Annotated in this window: 18 protein-coding genes and 2 pseudogenes; 4 read left to right on the top strand and 16 right to left on the bottom strand. The window is 59.5% G+C overall.

Features of this window, described 5'->3' with window-relative positions; translation table 11 throughout:
* Window positions 1-201: 201 nt before the first annotated feature.
* The 4 genes from AC07N8_RS27085 to AC07N8_RS27070 all read right to left on the bottom strand — a co-directional run bounded on the left by AC07N8_RS27085 (window position 202) and on the right by AC07N8_RS27070 (window position 1,646).
* Window positions 202-483 (bottom strand): type II toxin-antitoxin system RelE family toxin, encoded by a 282-nt coding sequence (locus tag AC07N8_RS27085; protein ID WP_493146720.1) that lies wholly within the window; start codon window positions 481-483, stop codon window positions 202-204.
* The gene (locus tag AC07N8_RS27080; RefSeq protein ID WP_483843923.1) at window positions 473-718 is read right to left on the bottom strand and encodes a type II toxin-antitoxin system prevent-host-death family antitoxin; all 246 of its coding nucleotides are present in this window, start codon (window positions 716-718) and stop codon (window positions 473-475) included. The genes AC07N8_RS27085 and AC07N8_RS27080 overlap by 11 nt, the downstream gene beginning before the upstream one ends.
* 80 nt (window positions 719-798) lie before the next feature.
* On the bottom strand, window positions 799-1,044 hold the full coding sequence (locus AC07N8_RS27075) for a DUF2789 domain-containing protein (protein ID WP_493146718.1): 246 nt from the start codon (window positions 1,042-1,044) through the stop codon (window positions 799-801).
* A 140-nt stretch (window positions 1,045-1,184) separates the two neighbouring features.
* On the bottom strand, window positions 1,185-1,646 hold the full coding sequence (locus AC07N8_RS27070) for an aminoacyl-tRNA deacylase (RefSeq protein WP_310272054.1): 462 nt from the start codon (window positions 1,644-1,646) through the stop codon (window positions 1,185-1,187).
* Between the two features lie 198 nt (window positions 1,647-1,844).
* On the opposite strand from AC07N8_RS27070, the gene AC07N8_RS27065 reads away from it, so the two are divergent.
* Window positions 1,845-2,378 carry an NfeD family protein gene (locus AC07N8_RS27065; RefSeq protein WP_483843945.1) on the top strand — a complete coding sequence of 178 codons (534 nt, stop codon included), beginning with the start codon at window positions 1,845-1,847 and terminating at the stop codon, window positions 2,376-2,378.
* 2 nt (window positions 2,379-2,380) lie between these two features.
* Window positions 2,381-3,139 (top strand): slipin family protein, encoded by a 759-nt coding sequence (locus tag AC07N8_RS27060; protein WP_483843924.1) that lies wholly within the window; start codon window positions 2,381-2,383, stop codon window positions 3,137-3,139.
* A 22-nt stretch (window positions 3,140-3,161) separates the two neighbouring features.
* Here the strand turns inward: AC07N8_RS27060 and AC07N8_RS27055 are convergent, their stop codons facing one another.
* A complete protein-coding gene (locus tag AC07N8_RS27055) occupies window positions 3,162-4,733 on the bottom strand; it encodes a glycosyltransferase family 39 protein (RefSeq protein ID WP_493146715.1) in 1,572 nt (523 codons plus the stop codon).
* A gap of 192 nt (window positions 4,734-4,925) precedes the next feature.
* Between AC07N8_RS27055 and AC07N8_RS27050 the strand changes: the two are divergent.
* Both AC07N8_RS27050 and AC07N8_RS27045 read left to right on the top strand, forming a co-directional pair.
* Window positions 4,926-5,150 (top strand): annotated as a pseudogene (locus AC07N8_RS27050) (type II toxin-antitoxin system RelE/ParE family toxin); the annotation flags it as partial.
* Window positions 5,143-5,448 carry an XRE family transcriptional regulator gene (locus AC07N8_RS27045; RefSeq protein WP_483843926.1) on the top strand — a complete coding sequence of 102 codons (306 nt, stop codon included), beginning with the start codon at window positions 5,143-5,145 and terminating at the stop codon, window positions 5,446-5,448. The pseudogene AC07N8_RS27050 and the gene AC07N8_RS27045, both read left to right, overlap by 8 nt.
* 72 nt (window positions 5,449-5,520) lie before the next feature.
* Here AC07N8_RS27045 and AC07N8_RS27040 read toward each other — a convergent pair whose 3' ends face one another.
* From AC07N8_RS27040 to AC07N8_RS26990, 11 genes and pseudogenes are all read right to left on the bottom strand, one after another.
* A complete protein-coding gene (locus AC07N8_RS27040) occupies window positions 5,521-7,080 on the bottom strand; it encodes an efflux transporter outer membrane subunit (RefSeq protein WP_493146713.1) in 1,560 nt (519 codons plus the stop codon).
* The gene (locus AC07N8_RS27035) at window positions 7,077-8,141 is read right to left on the bottom strand and encodes an HlyD family secretion protein (RefSeq protein WP_493146712.1); all 1,065 of its coding nucleotides are present in this window, start codon (window positions 8,139-8,141) and stop codon (window positions 7,077-7,079) included. Before AC07N8_RS27035 ends, AC07N8_RS27040 begins: the two co-directional genes overlap by 4 nt.
* Before the next feature lie 26 nt (window positions 8,142-8,167).
* The gene (locus AC07N8_RS27030) at window positions 8,168-9,703 is read right to left on the bottom strand and encodes an MFS transporter (RefSeq protein ID WP_493146710.1); all 1,536 of its coding nucleotides are present in this window, start codon (window positions 9,701-9,703) and stop codon (window positions 8,168-8,170) included.
* Between the two features lie 219 nt (window positions 9,704-9,922).
* Window positions 9,923-10,843 (bottom strand): LysR family transcriptional regulator, encoded by a 921-nt coding sequence (locus AC07N8_RS27025; RefSeq protein ID WP_483843930.1) that lies wholly within the window; start codon window positions 10,841-10,843, stop codon window positions 9,923-9,925.
* A gap of 203 nt (window positions 10,844-11,046) precedes the next feature.
* Window positions 11,047-11,913: an ABC transporter permease gene (locus tag AC07N8_RS27020; protein ID WP_493146707.1), complete on the bottom strand. Its 867-nt coding sequence runs from the start codon at window positions 11,911-11,913 to the stop codon at window positions 11,047-11,049.
* A 20-nt stretch (window positions 11,914-11,933) separates the two neighbouring features.
* The gene (locus AC07N8_RS27015; RefSeq protein WP_410922937.1) at window positions 11,934-12,794 is read right to left on the bottom strand and encodes an ABC transporter ATP-binding protein; all 861 of its coding nucleotides are present in this window, start codon (window positions 12,792-12,794) and stop codon (window positions 11,934-11,936) included.
* 5 nt (window positions 12,795-12,799) lie between these two features.
* On the bottom strand, window positions 12,800-13,825 hold the full coding sequence (locus AC07N8_RS27010) for an ABC transporter substrate-binding protein (RefSeq protein ID WP_483843932.1): 1,026 nt from the start codon (window positions 13,823-13,825) through the stop codon (window positions 12,800-12,802).
* Between the two features lie 18 nt (window positions 13,826-13,843).
* The gene (locus AC07N8_RS27005; RefSeq protein ID WP_493146705.1) at window positions 13,844-14,731 is read right to left on the bottom strand and encodes a TauD/TfdA dioxygenase family protein; all 888 of its coding nucleotides are present in this window, start codon (window positions 14,729-14,731) and stop codon (window positions 13,844-13,846) included.
* A 237-nt stretch (window positions 14,732-14,968) separates the two neighbouring features.
* Entirely contained in the window at window positions 14,969-16,336 is a 1,368-nt protein-coding gene (locus tag AC07N8_RS27000; protein ID WP_493146703.1) for an HlyD family type I secretion periplasmic adaptor subunit, read from the bottom strand.
* Window positions 16,326-18,482 carry a type I secretion system permease/ATPase gene (locus AC07N8_RS26995; protein WP_493146702.1) on the bottom strand — a complete coding sequence of 719 codons (2,157 nt, stop codon included), beginning with the start codon at window positions 18,480-18,482 and terminating at the stop codon, window positions 16,326-16,328. The genes AC07N8_RS27000 and AC07N8_RS26995 overlap by 11 nt, the downstream gene beginning before the upstream one ends.
* 36 nt (window positions 18,483-18,518) lie before the next feature.
* Window positions 18,519-18,676 (bottom strand): annotated as a pseudogene (locus tag AC07N8_RS26990) (TolC family outer membrane protein); the annotation flags it as partial.
* Window positions 18,677-18,845: the final 169 nt, after the last annotated feature.

Below are 18,845 nucleotides of genomic sequence, written 5' to 3'. Positions count from 1 at the left end.
TGGAGAGCGTCGAGGTTCTTCGGCACGAGGGGAAACACACACTGTTAGTTTGCTAACTATCAATATCGCATTTGGGGGGAAAGGTGGTCAAGTTTTGAAACAAATTGACGAGGATTGCTGCGCAATCCATTAGATGAGGGGATCGAAGCAAGAATGCCGCGATGCGAGCGCACGCAGCAGAAATGAAGAAATAGTTGTTAGCTAGCTTTGTTTGGCTCGGTCGTAGACTGCACTGCGCTCTCGCTTGCCAACTGCCACAACAGAAACGACTACCCGCTCTTCTATAACCTGATACACCAGCCTGTATCCTGCTGATTTCAATTTTATTTTGTAGCAGTCGGGCATTCCGTGCAGCGAATCGGAAGGGATTCGGGGCCCTTCAAGTCTCTCCGCCAGTTTCTTTTTGAATTGCTCCCGCAACGTATGCCCCAGCTTGTCCCACTCCTTGCGTGCAGAGGGCAGGAACTCAAGCTTATAGATCATCCAGATTTACCGGGACCGGCGTTTCATGACGACGAGACCGAACAATTTCCGCCAATTCAAGGTCATCGAGGCGCTCCATCATCGCCTCGAAAACATCTGCTGGAACCATGTACCCCATCACTCGATTGTGATTTAACACGGCAACAGGCCCGCCGTGGGCACCGTTCAATACCGCAGATGGATTTCTCTTCAACTCGGACACACTAACGGCCATGTCGGCCAGAACATTCTGCATAAATAAGACCTCAATTCAGGTCTTAATACTGGTCTATTAACGCCTTATGGGCAACCTGAAAAACGTAAACTCTTGTCCCCCTACACCCCCCGCCCCTTCCTCAACAACACATCCAACTGATCCACCACCTCCGCCCAATCCGCATCATCCAAAATATCGTCCCGCAAAAAATCCGCCTGGCTCTTGTTCCAGAAAAACGCATCTGCAAGGTGCAGTTCGGGCTTGAGCGGTGAGTGGGTGGCGATGAATTTATCGATGCTTTCGGCGTCATCCGCCAGGCCGAGTTGCTTGAACAGGTTGGGCAGACTGTGGGTTGGGGATTCCATGTCGGGCTCCTTTTTTCATGCCAAATGATTGGGTGACTGCGGTTCAGTCAATCGCGGGCAAGCCACGCTCCCACAGGAGCTGCGAGAACCCTGTGGGAGCGAGCTTGCTCGCAATGGCGGCAGCACTTAAAACACAGCACTCACTGACTCAATTCCCGCACCTCGGCATGCGGCACCATTTTCAAGAACTGCGGCATGTCCATGTGCAGCAAATTGGTGTGATTGCCGGCTTCCAGATAGATGTCTTTCTGCCGGGTTACCAACGGGTCGATGACCACATCCAGCCCATAGGCCTCACCCAGCGCCGGCACGGCACCGCGTTCGCAATCGTCGAACAGGTGCGGCAGATTGCTTTCGCGCGAGACCTGCCATTCGCCGCTGCTGCGAACTTTGCTCAGGTCCAGGTGACGACTGGCAGGCAGCACGGCCATCAGGTAATGCCCATGGTGGTCGTCGAGAATGACCGACTTGGCCACCCGTTCGGCAGGAACACCCGCCAGCCGCGCCGTTTCCAGACTGCTGGCCGAATGGGGATGGGTGACGATGTCATATTCGCAGTGAGCCGTTTCCAGGCTTCTCTGCACGGTTCTTGCCATACGCATGATGCACCTCGGTGTCCGCAACAGTGACGAGCGGACGATGGTTGACGCTTTTCTTCGTACTGAAAGTCTAGGCCTGCCGGTGCATTCCGGCGGGAAATCCGCTCATCGGCCGCCAGCGTAAAGTGAGCAGAATTCAGATACGCCAAGGCTCAACTAAACTGTATACAGAGCCACCTGATGACTCTCGCGGAGGGTCACGTGAATATTCGTTGCTGTGCCGTTGCGCTGCTGTTGGCGTTGAGCGGATCGGTGTTCGCCGCCGATACCGTTGTGCTGCTGATGCCAAATCCCGTCGGGATCTGGTTGATCACCTTCGGCATCGCCTTTCTGATCGCCGAGGCCGCGTTGCCCAATTACGGCGTGATCGGTTTGGGCGGCATTGTGATGTTCGTGATCGGTGCAGTGATTCTGACTAATACCGAAATGCCTGTTCCCTTAATGATCGGCCTGGGGCTGGTGAGTGCCCTGCTGCTGATTTTCCTGCTGATCCGCGCCCTGAAAACCCGACCGCGGCGCAACGTCAGTGGCGATGCCGGGTTGCTCGGCAGCGTGACGCCGGTCCTGTCGTTGCTGCCCGACAATGCCTGCAACGGCTGGGTGCATCTGCAAGGGGAGCGCTGGCAGGTTTCAAGCTCGACACCGCTGCAGCCGGGGCAACATGTCCGGGTGGTGGCGCGAAAAGGACTACTGTTGCAAGTGGCCGCGACTGACGCGGCACCGGTGGGAGAATAGACATGGGCCTGCAAGTAGGTTTCGCCGCGCTGCTGCTATTGCTGATTGCACTGGCGGGGTCGACCTTCCGCATCCTGCGCGAATACGAGCGCGGCGTGGTGTTCCAGCTCGGACGCTTCTGGCAGGTCAAGGGCCCCGGCTTGATCCTGCTGATTCCGGTGGTCCAGCAAATGGTCCGTGTCGACCTGCGAACCATCGTCCTCGACGTTCCCCCACAAGACGTCATCACCCGCGACAACGTCTCGGTCAAGGTCAACGCAGTGCTGTATTTCCGCGTGCTTGATCCACAGAAAGCGATTATCCAGGTCGAAGACTTTCTGGCGGCCACCAGCCAATTGGCCCAGACCACCCTGCGCGCGGTGCTGGGTAAACATGAACTCGATGAATTGCTGGCCGAGCGCGAACGGCTGAACATCGACATCCAGCAAGTGCTCGATGCCCAGACCGACGCCTGGGGCATCAAGGTCGCCAACGTCGAGATCAAACATGTGGACCTCAATGAATCGATGGTCCGCGCCATCGCCAAACAGGCCGAAGCCGAGCGGGAGCGCCGGGCCAAGGTGATTCATGCCGAAGGTGAATTGCAGGCCTCGGAAAAACTCATGCAGGCCGCCGAAATGCTCGGCCGGCAGCCTGGGGCCATGCAGTTGCGTTACATGCAGACGCTAAGCTCGATTGCCGGGGACAAGAGCTCGACCATTGTCTTCCCTCTGCCGATTGAATTGCTCAAGGGGATGGCGGATTTGTCGCCGAAGCCATAAGGCAGGGGTGATACCAAAGCTTTCAATGCAGCACAAACAAGCGCGCATTAGCCCCGCCCGCCTGCGTAGTGACGGCGTTTTTCCAGCCCACGGGCAGCGGCGCGAACTCGTCCGGCACTCCGACGGTGCCGATCAGCCACACCCGGCCAGTGCCTTTTGGCAAGCTGTCGAGGCGGTCCAGATAAATATCCTGGGTGACCAGCGTGCCGAATCCATAGGCATTTGGCCGGCTCGACCCGCCATTGGCCAGCGGTGGGGTGTACAGCAATGGTTTAGTGTCGGTGCGGTTGTAATAAACGTAGGCGAGGTACCAGAGCATATCGCTGGTGACGATCTGGTCGCCGGCAACGAAGTGCTGGTTAACGTAATTGACCATCACATTGATCTGATCGTGGGTATCGACCGTGGCGTTGTTCTTCAAGCCGACCAGTTCAACGCCGACAAACAACACCAGCAGCGTCAGCGCCAGCATTCGAAAGCCTGAATACAGGCGATCGATGGCCAACGCGACAATCATCGGCAACCCCAGTGCATAGGCCGTCAGGTAGCGCTCGATGAACACCGGCGAGATAAATGACACGCCGAACACCAACAACATCGGCAACGCCGTGTAGATCACCAGCAGGATACTGCCGCGAATGACGCTGCGGTCCCGCGCCAGCGCCACGCCTGCAATAGCCAGCAACGCCAGCGGCAGCGCGATAAAAACCAGCGTCGGCAGGTTTTCGCCATCGTCCTGGGTCAGCAACGACCAGATCATCGACGGCAACGAGCCGAACGTGACCGGCAACTCCCACCCCACATCGCCATTGGCTTTGAGCAGATCCATGTGCTGGATCAGATCGATCAGGCTGGGTACCCACGGCAGGTAGATCAGCACGATTCCCACGTTCGCCAGCCACCAGCCGGGGCGTTGAAGAGTGCGCAAGCGATACTCTGGCAGTACGCGAATCACCCCCAGGTACAGCCAGTGGCACAACACGCACAGGGCAGTGAAGTAATGGGTGTAGAACGCCGCGCTCATCAGCAGCACATACGCCACCAGATAGCGTGTACGCCGGGGATGCCTGACCCAGTAGACCAGCGCAATCGTCGCGCCGATCAGCCACAGGCCCAGCAGCGAGTACATGCGCACTTCCTGGCTATAACGCACCGCCGTCGGCAGCAGCGCCAAGAGAAACCCGGCCAATAACGCAGCACGCCGGGTGGCAATCAAGTCCATCAACCAGACACCGAGCCATACCGTGACAATCCCGGGCAGAGCGCTGAGACAGCGAATCGAAAAAATGCTGTCGCCGAACACCTCGATCCAGCCATGCAGCAGCATGAAATACAGCGGCGGGTGCACGTCATGGGCAGCATGCACCCATATTTCGGCCAATGAATATTGGCTCATCAGCAAACTCGACCCTTCGTCACCCCAAATGGCCGCCGCCGTCAGGTCGTAGAAACGCACCAGGGCAGCCAACGCCAGAATCGGCAACAGCCGGTGCTCCTGCGCCCACCGCAACCAACGCTGTACCACCGCCCAGCCGCCGGGTACCGCATGCGGATCCTGGGTGCCGCCAAGCGAAGTCTCTCTGCGCGCTTCCATTGCCTCCCCCTGCAACCGGCCCGACATCACGAAGCCTATGGATCACTTTAAGGCGGCACAGGTTCGTCGTCGATGCTGGCTTTGCGACCAGTGACTCGGCGATCGTATCTCCTAGGGGATGATTGGAAGCGTCGACCGCGTGGGTGCGCGTCAAGCGCAGAGCAATCCCTTATTAAAAGCGAAGACGCTGGCATAAACGGAGCGCGCCATGGCCATCTAAGAGAGCTACGAATTCAACACGCGGGACGTCCTTATCGCATCCTTTATGCATTTGATCCCAGGCGGTGTGCTCTGCTGTTGATTGGCGGTGATAAAACCGGTCAGGATCGATGGTATGAAGTCAATGTACCGCTGGCAGATCAGCTGTACGATGAGCATCTCGACACATTGCGCAAAGAGGGTCACTACGATGGCTAAGAAATTTGCCGAACTTGAAGCGCGGATGACACCCGAATCCCGGGTTCGCGCCGAGTCGATTTATGAACAACACATCAAGGAAATGCCATTACACGAATTGCGTCAGGCCAAAGCACTCAGCCAGGCCACGCTTGCGGAAACGCTGCATATCAATCAAGCAGCAATTTCAAAGATGGAACGTCGCACGGATATGTACATAAGCACGTTACGTAACTACATCCGTGCAATGGGTGGTGAACTTGAAATAATCGCCACTTTCCCCGATGGCCAGATAAAGATCGAAAATTTCGCTAATTGAGCAGCCTACCGGCTGTTTAATCGCGTCGAGCCAAAGCGTTCAAGACAGACCACCTGGATTGATACGAGTGAACTAACGCTTTGTGAACTCCGCCAACGGATACACCGACTCCCATCCCCCGCCCAACGCCTTGTACAAACCAACCATCGCCAGCGAAACCCCGGTCGAACTCTCCACAAACTGCTCCTGAGTCGCCAGCAATGCGCCTTGCACCGTCAGCACATTAACGAAATCCACCACGCCTTCGGTGTATTGCTGCTGCGCAGTGCGCAGGGCGATCTGGTTTTGGCGCACGGCTTCGGCGAGGCTGTCGCGGCGCAGTTGGCTGGCGTTGTAGGCGCTCAGTTGATCGTCGATTTCATGCCAGGCGCGCAGCACGGTTTGCTGGTAGGTGATGGCCGCTTCCTGTTGCTGGGCTTCGCGCAGGTTCAGCACACCGCGCAGGCGACCGCCGTCAAACAGCGGCAGGCTGAATTGCGGACCGATGCCGAACGAACGCGAACCCCACGAACCAAAATCGCTGAGCTGCATGGCTTGCGAACCCAGGTTGCCCGACAAAGTAATCCGTGGATAGAAATCACCCTTGGCCACGCCGATGTTCGCAGTAGCAGCATGCAGTTGCGCTTCAGCCTGACGAATATCCGGACGGCGTTCCGCCAGTTGCGACGGCAAGCCGATCGCGACCTGGCGCGGGGTTTGCGGCACGGGCGCGTCTGTGGATAACTCGGCGTGCAGCGCTTGCGGCGGTTCGCCCATCAGCAGGCTCAGCGCGTTGATCAGTTGCGACTGCCGCTGCTCCAGCGCGGGCAGGCGCGATTCGATGGCGGCAACTTGGGCAGCGGCCTCGGCGACGTCCAGGTCAGTGGCAACGCCGTCGGCCAGGCGCAGTTGCGAAAGTTTCAAACTGTGGCGGGCGACGTCGAGATTCTGCTCAGTGACGGCCCGAGTGCTTTGCACGCCGCGCAGTTGAATGTAGTCCTGAGCGGTTTCCGCGAGCACCGACAACAGCACACCGCGACGATCGTTTTCCGCGACTTCCAGCGTGGCGTCGGCAGCTTCGGTTTCGCGGCGCACGCGGCCCCAGAAGTCCAGCTCCCAGGACGCGGAGAAGCCGGCGTCCCACAGGTTGAATGCCGAGTTTCCGTTGTGTCCCGAGGGATCGTTCAAGCCTTCGCCGCTGTTGCGTTTGCGTCCATAGCTGCCCGTCGCGGCCGTATTGGGGTAACGGTTGGCGGTGATCACCTGGCGCGCGGCGCGGCTTTGCTGCAAACGGCTGCTGGCGAGTTTCAGGTCGAGGTTGTCGGTCAGGGCGCGCCGGGTCAGGGCGGAGAGTTTTGGGTCGTTGAAGACTTCCCACCAGTGTTCGTTCATGTCGGCGGTGACCGCTTCACTGGCGGCGGGTTTGGTTGGTTTTGACCATTCAGCGATTTGTCGGGCTTGAGGTTTCTGGAAGTCGGGGCCGACGGTGCAGGCTGACAGGCTCATGACCAGCAAGGTGCAAAAGGTCAGTTGAGGCCACCGGCCTCTTCGCGAGCAAGCTCGCTCCCACAGGGGATTTCCATTGGTGCCCAGATCCCATGTGGGAGCGAGCTTGCTCGCGATGGCATCTGCCCGGCCAACAAAAATCTTCATCGCTGAGCCACCTCATGCGACGCCGCGCTCGCCGTATCAATAATCGCCTCCACCGACATCCCCACGCGCAACCGCGAAGCCAAAGCCTGCCCAGGTTCCAGGACGATTTTCACCGGAATTCGCTGCACAACCTTGGTGAAGTTACCCGTGGCGTTGTCCGGTTTGATCGAGGCAAACGTCACGCCCGTCGCCGGGGCGATGCTCTCGACGCGACCGTTCAGCGTCTCACCGCCGAGGCTGTCGACCCGCACCTGCACGCCCTGCCCAGGCTGTACGTTAGTCAGTTGCGTCTCTTGAAAATTGGCCACCACATAAGCCTGCGCCAGCGGCACCACCGCCAGAATCTTGCTACCCGGCGTCACATAAGCGCCGACTCGCACGGCGCGCTCGCCGACCATGCCGTCCTGCGGCGCGACAATGCGCGTGTAAGACAGCTCAAAACTGGCGATTTCCAGCGCGGCTTGCGCCCGTTTCAGTCCGCCTTCCGCCGCATCGCGTTGGGCGGTCAAAATGTCCACTTGCTTGCGCTCCGCCGCCAGCACCGCCATCGCGTTGGCCAACCGCGCGTTGGCCTGATCGATGCGCGTGCGTGCTTGTTGAGCATTCTGCACCGTGCCGGCCCCAACACCGGCCAAGTGGTCGTAGCGGTTCAACTCATGCTCGGCGAAAGCCATTTCAGCCTTGGCCGACACCACCGAAGCTTGAGCCTGAGCGATTACTGAAGCCTGACGCTCAAGGGTCGCGCGGGCATTTTGCAGCTGCGCCCTGGCCACCAGGGTTTCAGCGTCCGCCGCCTGGGCCGCGGCGCGCAGATCACGATCATCGATCAGCGCCAGCAACTGCCCGGCCTTGACCTGCTGGTTGTCTTCCACCAGCACCTCCTTGATAAACCCGGCCACGCGCGGGACCACCAGCGTGAAGTCCGCCGAGACAAAGGCGTCATTGGTTTTTTGCTGCGTGCGCTGACCGAAAAGGCCGGGCGTCAGCAGACAAATCAGCACACCGACCGCCACCACTACGGCGACACCGACAGCTATTTTTTGCTTGGTTTGAGTCGTCATAAAAACCTTCTGTTTCAGTGAAGCGTTCAAGTCGGCGCGCGCGGTGGATACATCCGCGTCGGCAGCCAGAAAATCAACAGGATCAACGCCAGCGCGACGCCCGCCATGCACAGATAAAGATCGGAAGACGTCAGCACCACGGCCTGCTCATGCAGACGGTGCGCGAGGCCTGCGCTATCGCGCTCGGCCAGGGGCGAATTGCCGATGCTATCCACCAGCATCGTCGAGTGAAAATGCAGCCTGGCGGTGGTCAACGCCTCGATGACGCCGGTAGCAATCACCGCTGACAGGCCTTTAACGGTGTTGAACCAGGCCGAGGCGAACGGGCCTTCCATCGGCGAGATGCTGCCGGTCGACAGCATCAACAGCGGCAGGACGGCCATGGGCTGACCGAAGATTTGCAGCAGTTGCAGCGCGTAGAAATCGTCGCGAATCCACGCTGACGTCAACTGCGAACCACCGATGCAAGACAGCGCCAACATGCTCAGACCCGCGCCCAACACCCAGCGACAATCGACCCATCGCAGGTTGCACAACGCCGCCACCAACGGCAGCGCAATCAACTGCGGCAACGCCGCCAACAGCGTGATCGGCGCAGTCTGGACGGGGCGATAACCCTGCACCTGAGCGAGATAAGAGGACGGAATGATGATCACTGCCAGCAGTATCACCAGCACCCCGGCCAAGGTGAGCAAAGCGAATGAGAGGTTGCGGATGCCGAGCATCTGCATCTTGAAAAACGGTATCGGTTGCGACCATTCATTGATCAGAAACAACACCAGCAATACCAAGCCACCGCCGAGCAAACCGCCGATCAGGCTCGACTCGAACCAGTCCAGCCGATTGCCCTGCAAGATGCCGATCACCAGCATGCAGATCGCCGGAAAACCCAGCAGCAGACCGCGCCAGTTGAACTGCTTGAAGCGTTCCAGGCGCAGCGGGTCCTGGGGCAAACCATAGGCCACCGCGCCTAGGGCCAGCAGGCACGGCACGATAATCTGCCAAAACGTCCACTGCCAGCCGACATACTCAGTCCACAATCCGGCCAGTGGCGTGCCGAGACCGGGGCCGAACGTGGCGGTCAGCGCATACCCGGCCAAGCCATAGAGCTTCACATTGGCTGGCAGGAAGCGCAGCGCCACGGTCATCAGCATCGGCGGCAACGCACCGCCGGCCAGGCCTTGCAACGTGCGCATGACCAGCAGGCTTTCGTAGTTCGGGGCGAACGGACATAACAGGCCCAACAACGTGAAGACGCTGATGGCGCACAGGGTGAATCGGCGCAACGAGAACGTCACCGCACACCACGGCGCAAACGCCATGGCCGCCACCGAGGTCGCGGTGTAGCTGGCGACCAGCCAGGTGCCTTCGTCGTAACCGATGGCCAACGCACCGCGAATGTCCGCCAGCGCTACCTTGGTCACCATCTCGTTCAGGCCCGACACCAGCACCGCCAGCAACACACCCACCAGACCGATGATGATCCGCGGGCCGAAAACCGGTGGCGTGACGGCGGCTGGAGGGATCGCGGCGAGGGGTGCCGGGACCGTGAGGGAAGTCATTACTGCTTGCTCCGGGGCTTAGGTACCGGGGCATTCTATGAAGCATGATGACTGACGAAAATTGACTTATCGGCAGTTTATAAATGCGCCAGACGCAACAATACAAAACCTCTGTGGGAGCGAGCCTGCTCGCGAAGAGGACTTCACATCCAACATCAACTTTGACTGATACACCGCTTTCGCGAGCAGGCTCGCTCCCACAGGGGATTGGGGGTTGCTTCAGGTGGGTTGTGCGGCCAGCCATGTCTCGTCGCAGCAGGCTTTCAGGGTTTCACGCAACCAGCGGTGGGCCGGGTCGTTGTCAAACCGTGGATGCCAGGCCTGGGTCAGCATCAGGGTCGGCAGCGGAATCGGCAGGGTGAACGAGCGCAGTTTCAAGCCCAGGCGACGGACGCTCAACAACGCCTCTTGGGGCACCGGCAGAATCAGATTGGAATCGGGCAACGCGAACATCGCCGCATGGAAGCTCGGCGCAATCACCGCCACCCGACGCTCCAGCCCCAAGGCGTTGAGGGCCGTGTCGATCGGCCCACGGGCAATGCCACGGCGCGACATGCTGATATGAGAAAAACCGGCATAGCGCTCGGCGGTAATCTCTTCGTCGAACAGGGGATGGTCCTCGCGCACCAGACCGACAAAGTGCGTCGAAAACAGGTTCTGCACTTTCACTTCCGGCATGACCGGACGGTTGTTGCTGACACTCAAATCGATCCGCCCTTCGCGCAGCGCTTCATCATCGCCATCGCCTTCCGGCACAAAGCGCAATTCACAGTGCGGCGCCTGGCGTTCCAGGGTGTCGAACAGCTTGCCGCCATACACGCCGACGAAAAAATCATTGGCGCGGATGCTGAACCGCCGGCGCAACGAACCGAGGTCCACCTCATCGGCGGAACGAAACAGCAAGGCAGCCTGCTCGACCACGTCACGCACCTGTTCGCGCAGCTCCAGTGCCTTGGGTGTTGGCACCAGACCGCGACCGGCGCGCACCAGGATCGGGTCGCCGATGGCTTCGCGTATGCGCGTCAGCGTTCGGCTCATGGCCGCCGGGCTGAGGTTCATCCGCCGCGCGGCACCGACCACGCTGCCTTCGTCGAGCAAGGCGTCGAGGGCGACTAACAGGTTCATGTCCGGGAGTTGCATGCTGAGCACTCGTGGCTGATCTGGATTGATTCAGACGCAATGCTAGCAAACATCTCCCCATTGATGCGGCGGCTGTTCTGACCCCTTCGCGAGCAGGCTCGCTCCCACAGGGGATTTATGTGGTTCACAAAATTGGCATCCAATGAAGATCCACTGTGGGAGCGAGCCTGCTCGCGAAGGGGCCAGACCAGACACCACAACGCTTACCGCTGCATCCCCCAGCGCTTAACCGTCACCCGCTCAAACGAATCAAACACCAGATTCTCCACCAGCAACCCGATCAAGATCACCACCGCCAACCCGGCAAACACCTTGTCGGTATACAGCTCATTTCGGTTCTGAAAAATGTACCACCCCAACCCACCCTTGCCGCTGGTCGCGCCAAACACTAACTCTGCGGCAATCAACGTACGCCAGGCGAAGGCCCAACCAATCTTCAACCCGGCAAGAATCGACGGCAACGCCGCCGGAATCAGGATAAACAGCACAAACCGCATGCCCTTGAGTCCGTAATTACGCCCGGCCATGCGCAACGTTTCCGAAACCCCGAGAAACCCGGCATAGGTGTTCAAGGCCAACGCCCACAGCACCGAATGCACCAGCACAAAAATCAAACTGTTCTGCCCCAGGCCGAACCACAGCAATGCCAACGGCAACAACGCAATCGCCGGCAGCGGGTTGAACATCGAGGTCAACGTGCTCAGCAGGTCCCGACCGAACTGGGTCGACACCGCCAGCGTGGTCAAGGCAAACGCCAGGACGATGCCGATCAGGTAACCCTTGAGCAACACCACCAGCGAAATCCAGACCTTGCCCAGCAACTCACCACTGAGCAAACCGTCATACAGCGCGCTGGCCGTTTGCAGAAAACTCGGCAGCAGCAGGTCGTTGTTCTGAACGCGGGCGACCACTTCCCACAGCACCGCCAGCAATATCAGGATCAGGCTTTTACGAATCCAGCCCTGCTGCCAGAGGCGCTGACCGAGGGGTAATTCACGCTCCAGCGGTACGCTGGTCAGCGGCTGCAAAACCGTTTCGAACTCTTCACGCGCAGATGATAAATGGCTCATCGGGCACTCCTCTCAATGGCTCAATAAGCGATGCGAATGTCGGAGAAATCCAGCTCGCGCTCGGTCTCCGGCGACTGGCCTTCATCGAACAACAACCGATGAATCCGTCGCGCCGATTCCTGAAACGCCACGCCACCGAGGCTGTGCAAATCGTATTGATGGCTGTGGACCTCCGCCCGCACACGGCCCGGATGCGGGGACAACAGCAGAATGCGATTGCCCACCACCAGCGCCTCTTCGATGGAGTGCGTGACGAACAGCAGCGTGAAACGCACCTCTTCCCACAGCAGCAGCAATTCTTCCTGCATCTTGCGGCGGGTCAGCGCATCGAGGGCGGCGAAGGGTTCGTCCATCAAGAGGATTTTCGGTTGCATCGCCAAGGCGCGAGCGATGGCGACTCGCGCTTTCATGCCACCGGACAGAGTGTGCGGATAAGCGTCGGCAAACGCCGCCAGCCCAACCTTTTCGAGGTAGTGCAGCGCGCGCTCTTCAGCCTCTTTACGCTTCAGGGTTTTGGACGCCAGCAGCGGAAACATCACGTTCTGTTTGACGGTTTTCCACGGTGGCAGTTGATCGAACTCCTGGAATACCACGATCCGGTCCGGCCCCGGCGCATGCACGGTTTGCCCTTGAAGACGGATCTCGCCCTCACACGGCTGGATGAACCCGGCAACTGCCTTGAGCAAGGTTGATTTACCGCAACCGGACGGGCCGAGCAGCACAAAGCGGTCCGCCGGATCGATTTCAAAACTGACTTGGTGGGTCGCCCGAACCACACGCTGCGGCGTGCGGTATTCGAGGCTGACGTTGTCGACCGACAGCAGCGCCTGGGCTGCGACGTTCGGTTTGCTGACCGTGTGGCCTTGCAAAGGGGCGTTCATTTCAGTCAGCTCCCTTGCAGTGGTTTGGCGTCCTGGAAGAAGTAATCCTTCCACGAATCCGGTTTGTTTTTGATCGCGCCGACGCGGTAAAGGAACTCGGCCAGTGGATACGTATTCTTCGGCGTGACGCTGAATTCGAACTGCGGGTTGTCGATGATTTTCAGCAACGCGGCGCGGTCGATTTTCGCCTTGGTGACGCGGATGTAAGTGTCGGCAGCCGCGCCTTTATCGTTCTGGGCAAACTCCGCCGCTTCGGTCAGCGCCGCGATGAAGGCCTTATAGGTTTTCGGGTTCTCTTCGCGGAATTTCTCGGTGGCGAACAGCACCGTCGGCGAGTTCGGGCCGAGCACGTCGTAGGAGTTCAACACCACGTGGACGTTGGGGTTGGCCAGTTCCTGATCCTGGAACGGCGGGTTGGAAAAGTGCCCGGACAGCTCGGTGCCACCGGCCACCAACGCCGCCGTGGCGTCGGGGTGCGGTACCGCAATGGTGTACTTGTCGAGGCGATTGAACTCCTTGTCACCCCACTGCTTGGCAGCCGCGTATTGCAGGAAGCGTGACTGCACCGACACACCCACCGCCGGCACCGCGATGCGGTCCTTCTCGGTGAAATCGGCGATGGTTTTGACCTTGGGGTTGTTGCTCACCAGGTAGTAAGGGAAGTTGCCGAGGGAGGCCACGGCTTTGACGTTCTGCTTGCCGTGGGTGCGATCCCAAATGGTCAGCAACGGGCCGACGCCCGCGCCAGCGATATCAATCGAACCGGAGAGCAGCGCATCGTTGACCGCGGCGCCGCCAGACAACTGGGTCCAGTCGACCTTGATGTCGATGCCTTCCTGCTTGCCGTACTTCTCGATCAGGTTTTGATCGCGCACCACGTTGAGCAACAGGTAAACAATGCCGAACTGCTCGGCGATGCGGATTTCACCTTCGGCGTGGGCCACAGTCGGCGCCACCAGGCTGCCGGCGATCAGGCTGAAACCCAGGCCGATGGCAGCCGCCAGCGGTGCAAAGGGAAGACGTTTGGACATGATCAAATCTCCGACAAATCAGAAAGGCGCGTCGCCCTGGATGGTGGTGCGATACAGCTTGCGGCGCAGATGGCTGGGGCATCCGGCGGCGAGGTGGATCAGCGAGCGGTTGTCCCAGAACACCAGGTCATGTGGCTGCCACTGATGGCGGTAGATGTTTTGCGGCAGCACGCTGTGGGCGTAGAGCTCGGCGAGCAGCTGCTGACTCTCGTCTTCCGGCAAACCAACGATGCGGGTAGTAAAGCCTTCGCTGACGAACAGCGCCTTGCGCCCGTTTTCCGGGTGCGTACGGACAATCGGGTGAACCACTTCTGCGACCTGAGCCAGTTGCTCCGGCGTCAGGGTCGGGCGCCAGTTGCCTTCGAATTTTGTCTCGCTGTAGCGCGCCGTGTACGAGTGCGCAGCGGACCGGCCTTCAACCGCTTTGCGCAACGCGTCGGGCAGGTTGTCCCAGGCTTTGTGCATGTCGGCGAACAGGGTGTCGCCGCCCTCGGACGGCAGCTCCTGGGCGTGCAACATCGAGCCCAGGCTGGGCAGTTCTTTATAGGAAAGGTCGGAATGCCAGAACTTGCCGGCATCACCGAGGCCGATGGATTGGCCGTTTTCGATGATGTTGGAAACGATGAGGATTTCCGGGTGGCCGGCCAGCAGGAATTGCTTGAGCACGTGAATCTGCAACACACCGAATCTTCGGCTGAAGGCGATCTGCTGCTCGGGGGTGATGCGCTGGTCGCGGAACACCACGACGTGATGATCCAGGTGCGCGCGATGGAGGCGGGCGAAGTCCTGGTCATTGATCGGGCGGGACAGGTCAAGGCCGATGATTTCGGCACCGACGGCGCCGCTGAACGGGCGGATGTCGAAGGTTTGTGGCGCGATGCGGTTGGTAGCAGAGACAGCTGACATAAAAATCACTCCCACGCACGGCACGCTCAAGGGCGCGCGCGTCGATCAAGAAACTCACGGAGGTCCCGTGTTCGTTCGTGTCGTGCGGCGCGCCGATTGGTCGGCAGGTACGCAGGAGAGTGACTTTATAGGTATAAGAATCGAAATTTAAATACCGTTAGTGAATAACGATATGGCAGAACAGACGATGTACAAATTGTGGCGAGGGAGCTTGCTCCCTCGCCACAGCTTGACTGCCTACCGCTCGTGCAACGCCTCAGCCCGCGCCCGAATAATCGGCTTGAGCAAATAGCTGAGCACCGACTTCTTGCCGGTGATGATATCCACCGACGCCACCATCCCCGGAATGATCAACAACGGCTTTTCATCCGTCCCCAGGTGACTGCGATCCGTGCGCAGCTTGATGATGTAGTACGTGGTCTTCTTGTCTTCATCGGTGATGGTGTCCGCACCGATCTGTTCAAGCTTGGCCTTCAAACCACCGTAGATGGTGTAGTCGTACGCCGTGAACTTCACCGTCGCCTCTTGCCCCGGGTGCAGGAAGGCGATGTCTTGCGGGCGAATTTTCGCCTCGACCAGCAAGGTGTCGTCCAGCGGCACGATTTCCACCAGGTCACTGCCCGGCTGGATCACACCGCCAATGGTGTTCACCAGCAGCTTGTTGACGATGCCGCGGACCGGCGATGCCACCAGCGTTCGGCTGACCCGGTCTTCCAGCGCTTTGCCGGTGGCCTGGGCCTTGTTCAGATCGGTGCGTGCTTCGTTGAGTTGAGTCAGGGCTTCGCTGCGGAATTTACCGCGCGTCTCGTCAATCTTGCGCTGCACTTCCTTGATCGCCGATTCGGCGCGAGGGATCGCCAGTGTCGTGGCATCCAGTTGTCCGCGCGTTTCGACTTCGGCACGCCGCAGGCGCAGCACTTCAACCGGCGACACCGCGCCCTGGGCCACTAATGGCTCGGACATGTTGATTTCCTGGCGTTGCATACTCAGTTGCTGGCGATACTGCGACTGTTTGGAGGTGAACTCACGCAGCTCTTGCTGACGCTGGATCAACTGCTCCTGCAAACCACCGATTTCATCGTGCAATTGCTGGCGACGGCTGGTGTACAACGACTCTTCGCTGGCCGCCTGAATGGGCACGGCTTTGAGCACGTCCGCCGCGAAATTCAGCGGACGGTCGTCGACTTCCGCGCTCAGGCGTTCGACCCGCAGCAGCATCGACAAGCGATCCGCTTCGGTCTCGCCGACGTTGGAGGCGAAGCGCGTGTCGTCGAGGCGAATCAGCGGCGCACCGGCCTCAACGATCTGCCCTTCTTTGACGAACAGCTCGGAAACGATACCGCCCTCAAGATTCTGGATTTTCTGGATCTTCGACGATGGAATCGCCTTGCCGTCGCCCTTGGTGACCTCGTCGATCACCGCGTAGTTGGCCCACAGCATCAGAAACACGAAGAAGGCGATGATCGCCCAGATCGTCAATCGCACCACGCGCGGGGCGTCTTCGATGAGGGCCTTGTTGACCTCGGGCAGTGGCTGGCCATGCAGCGACTCGGAGCCTTTGAAGTAACGGCCGATCGCACCCTTGAAACCCGACTTAAGCAACACTGATCTGCCCCTTCTTCAACGCTTCCATCACGGCGGCTTTCGGGCCATCGGCAAGAATTTGTCCACGGTCGATGACGATCAAGCGATCCACCAGTGACAACAGCGAAGCCCGGTGCGTGACCAGCACCACGGTTTTACTTTCAACCACCGCCGCGAGGCGTTGTTTGAGGCGTTCTTCACCGGTGTTGTCCATGGCACTGGTCGGCTCATCGAGCAGCAGAATCGGCGGATCGAGCAACAGCGCCCGCGCCAGCGCGACGTTCTGGCGTTGACCGCCGGACAGGTTCTGCCCGCGCTCACCGACTTGCAGTTCGTAACCTTGTGGGTGCAGACGGGCGAACTCATGCACGCCAGCCAGTTCGGCGGCTTGCAAGACCAATTCGTCTTCTACATAACGTGCGCCCGACACCAGGTTATCGCGCAGGGTGCCCGCCAGCAGCTGAATGTCCTGAGCCACGTAGCCGATGTTGTGGCGCAACTCGCTGACGTCGATCTGACGGATGTCGACGCCATCCACCAACAGCGCGCCGTCGTCCGGCTGGTACAGACCCACCAGCAGTTTGGCCAGGGAGCTTTTGCCCGAGCCGCTGCGACCGATGATGCCGATTTTCTCGCCCGGCTTGATGGTCAGGTTGATGTTCTTCAGCGCCTGGTTTTGCTGTTGCGGGTAGGTGAAGTTCATCTGCCGGCACTCGATGGCGCCTTGCAGCACCTTGCGGCTCAACGGACGCTCTTCGAAGTTGCGCTCTTGCGGCAACTCCATCATTTGATCGACCGAGGTCATGGTCACCCGCGCTTGCTGATAACGGGTCAGCAGGCCAGACAGCGAGGCCAGGGGGCTCAGCGCGCGACCGCTGAGCATGTAACAGGCAATCAGACCGCCCATGCTCAGGTGACCGTCGATGATCTGGTACACACCGAAGACGATCATGATCACCCCGGCCAGTTGCTGGATCAGCAAGGTGATGTTCATCGCCAGGCCGGAGAGCATTTTCACCCGAAGTTCGAGGCGGCTGAGGGTGCCGATGGTTTGTTCCCACTGATACTGGCGTTCGCTTTCGGCGTTGTTGACCTTCACCGCGTCGAGGCCGGCGAGGGTTTCGATCAGGCTCGACTGGCGCTCGGCACCGAGGGCCATGGTTCGTTCCATGGTCGCTACCAACGGCTTCTGCAACGCGTAGCCGATCAACAGGGCAATCGGGAATGCCAGCACCGGAATCCACACCAGGTGTCCGCCGAGGATCGCGATGACCATGAAGATCAGCAGGGTAAACGGCAGGTCGATCAGGCTGGTCAGGGTCAGCGAGGCGAGGAAGTCGCGCAGGCTCTGAAACTCATGGATGTTCTGGGCGAAGCTGCCGACCCGCGCCGGGCGGTACTTCATGGCCATGCCGACAATGCGTTCGAACAATGTGGCGGAGATGATCAGGTCGGTTTTCTTGCCGGCCAGGTCCAGGCACAGACTGCGCAGGCTCTTCAGAATCAGGTCGAACAGGTAGGCACCGGTAATGCCGATGGCCAGGACCCACAGGGTCGATTCAGCCTGGTTCGGTACCACACGGTCGTAGACGTTCATCACGAACAACGGCGCGGCCATGGCGATGATGTTGATCAGGAAACTCGCGGCGATGGCGTCGGCGTACAACCAGCGCGAACGCTTGAGGGTGTCGCGGAACCACGAACGCGCACGCGGAATCAGCGTGCCGTGATTGACGTCGAATTTGTGCTGCGGTTGAGCGAAAAACACTTTGCCGGTGTAGTCGTCGGCGAGCAGTTCGCGACTGACGACACTTTCGCCGCCATCGCACTCATTCAGCAGCACGCGCGCCTGGTCGTCACCGTGCCAGCCAAGCAGGACCGCACTGCGGCCATCCTTGAGCAACAGCAGTGCCGGCATCGCAATCGCCGGGATCTGCTCAAGCTTGCGTTGCAGCACCCGACCTTGCAGGCCGGCGCGAGCGGCGGCGCGAGGCAGCAGTTCAACGCTCAGGCGTTGCTTGGGCAATGGCAGGCCGGTGGTCAACATCGCGGCGCTGGCCGGCTTCTGGTGCAGAGTGCACAGGGCGAGCAGGCCATCCAGTAACGGATCGTCATGCAACACGCGTGGATCATGGATGAGTTGAACCCGACTGACTTCTGATTCCACGCTCGACACTCTTGGCTAACGGTAAAAAGGGAGGACTCAATTCATCCCGGGGAGCTGAACCTGGGCTTCTCGTCGTTCTGCACAACGGATGCCAACGGTGCGACCACTCCCTGGCTTTTGAGCAACTGGCTCATGGTCGCCTTGAATCGGTAATGAGTAAATAACTGAATGTTTTTGATCTCGGCGGCTTGTTGACGCACCACTTCATTGAACGTCGAAAAACCGTCAAAAGCTATTTGCGAGAGGCGCTGGCGCGACACCTGCGGAGCAAAAATCCCCCGGTGATTATGGGTCGATGCTGTTCGCGTGATGTCGCTGTCATTGCCTTTTCCAACTTGACCGCCCAGCAGATCGATCCTTGGA

Source organism: Pseudomonas sp. GW821-FHT10C09, assembly GCF_059415465.1.
The sequence above is the reverse complement of the archived record's forward strand: the minus strand, read 5'-3'. Positions and strand labels throughout refer to the sequence as shown.

Coding starts and splice junctions, on each gene's coding strand:
- AC07N8_RS27085 (WP_493146720.1), bottom strand. CDS start 483: ATGATCTATAAGCTTGAGTTCCTGCCCTCTGCACGCAAGGAGTGGGAC.
- AC07N8_RS27080 (WP_483843923.1), bottom strand. CDS start 718: ATGCAGAATGTTCTGGCCGACATGGCCGTTAGTGTGTCCGAGTTGAAG.
- AC07N8_RS27075 (WP_493146718.1), bottom strand. CDS start 1,044: ATGGAATCCCCAACCCACAGTCTGCCCAACCTGTTCAAGCAACTCGGC.
- AC07N8_RS27070 (WP_310272054.1), bottom strand. CDS start 1,646: ATGCGTATGGCAAGAACCGTGCAGAGAAGCCTGGAAACGGCTCACTGC.
- AC07N8_RS27060 (WP_483843924.1), top strand. CDS start 2,381: ATGGGCCTGCAAGTAGGTTTCGCCGCGCTGCTGCTATTGCTGATTGCA.
- AC07N8_RS27055 (WP_493146715.1), bottom strand. CDS start 4,733: ATGGAAGCGCGCAGAGAGACTTCGCTTGGCGGCACCCAGGATCCGCAT.
- AC07N8_RS27045 (WP_483843926.1), top strand. CDS start 5,143: ATGGCTAAGAAATTTGCCGAACTTGAAGCGCGGATGACACCCGAATCC.
- AC07N8_RS27040 (WP_493146713.1), bottom strand. CDS start 7,080: ATGAAGATTTTTGTTGGCCGGGCAGATGCCATCGCGAGCAAGCTCGCT.
- AC07N8_RS27035 (WP_493146712.1), bottom strand. CDS start 8,141: ATGACGACTCAAACCAAGCAAAAAATAGCTGTCGGTGTCGCCGTAGTG.
- AC07N8_RS27030 (WP_493146710.1), bottom strand. CDS start 9,703: ATGACTTCCCTCACGGTCCCGGCACCCCTCGCCGCGATCCCTCCAGCC.
- AC07N8_RS27025 (WP_483843930.1), bottom strand. CDS start 10,843: ATGCAACTCCCGGACATGAACCTGTTAGTCGCCCTCGACGCCTTGCTC.
- AC07N8_RS27020 (WP_493146707.1), bottom strand. CDS start 11,913: ATGAGCCATTTATCATCTGCGCGTGAAGAGTTCGAAACGGTTTTGCAG.
- AC07N8_RS27015 (WP_410922937.1), bottom strand. CDS start 12,794: ATGAACGCCCCTTTGCAAGGCCACACGGTCAGCAAACCGAACGTCGCA.
- AC07N8_RS27010 (WP_483843932.1), bottom strand. CDS start 13,825: ATGTCCAAACGTCTTCCCTTTGCACCGCTGGCGGCTGCCATCGGCCTG.
- AC07N8_RS27005 (WP_493146705.1), bottom strand. CDS start 14,731: ATGTCAGCTGTCTCTGCTACCAACCGCATCGCGCCACAAACCTTCGAC.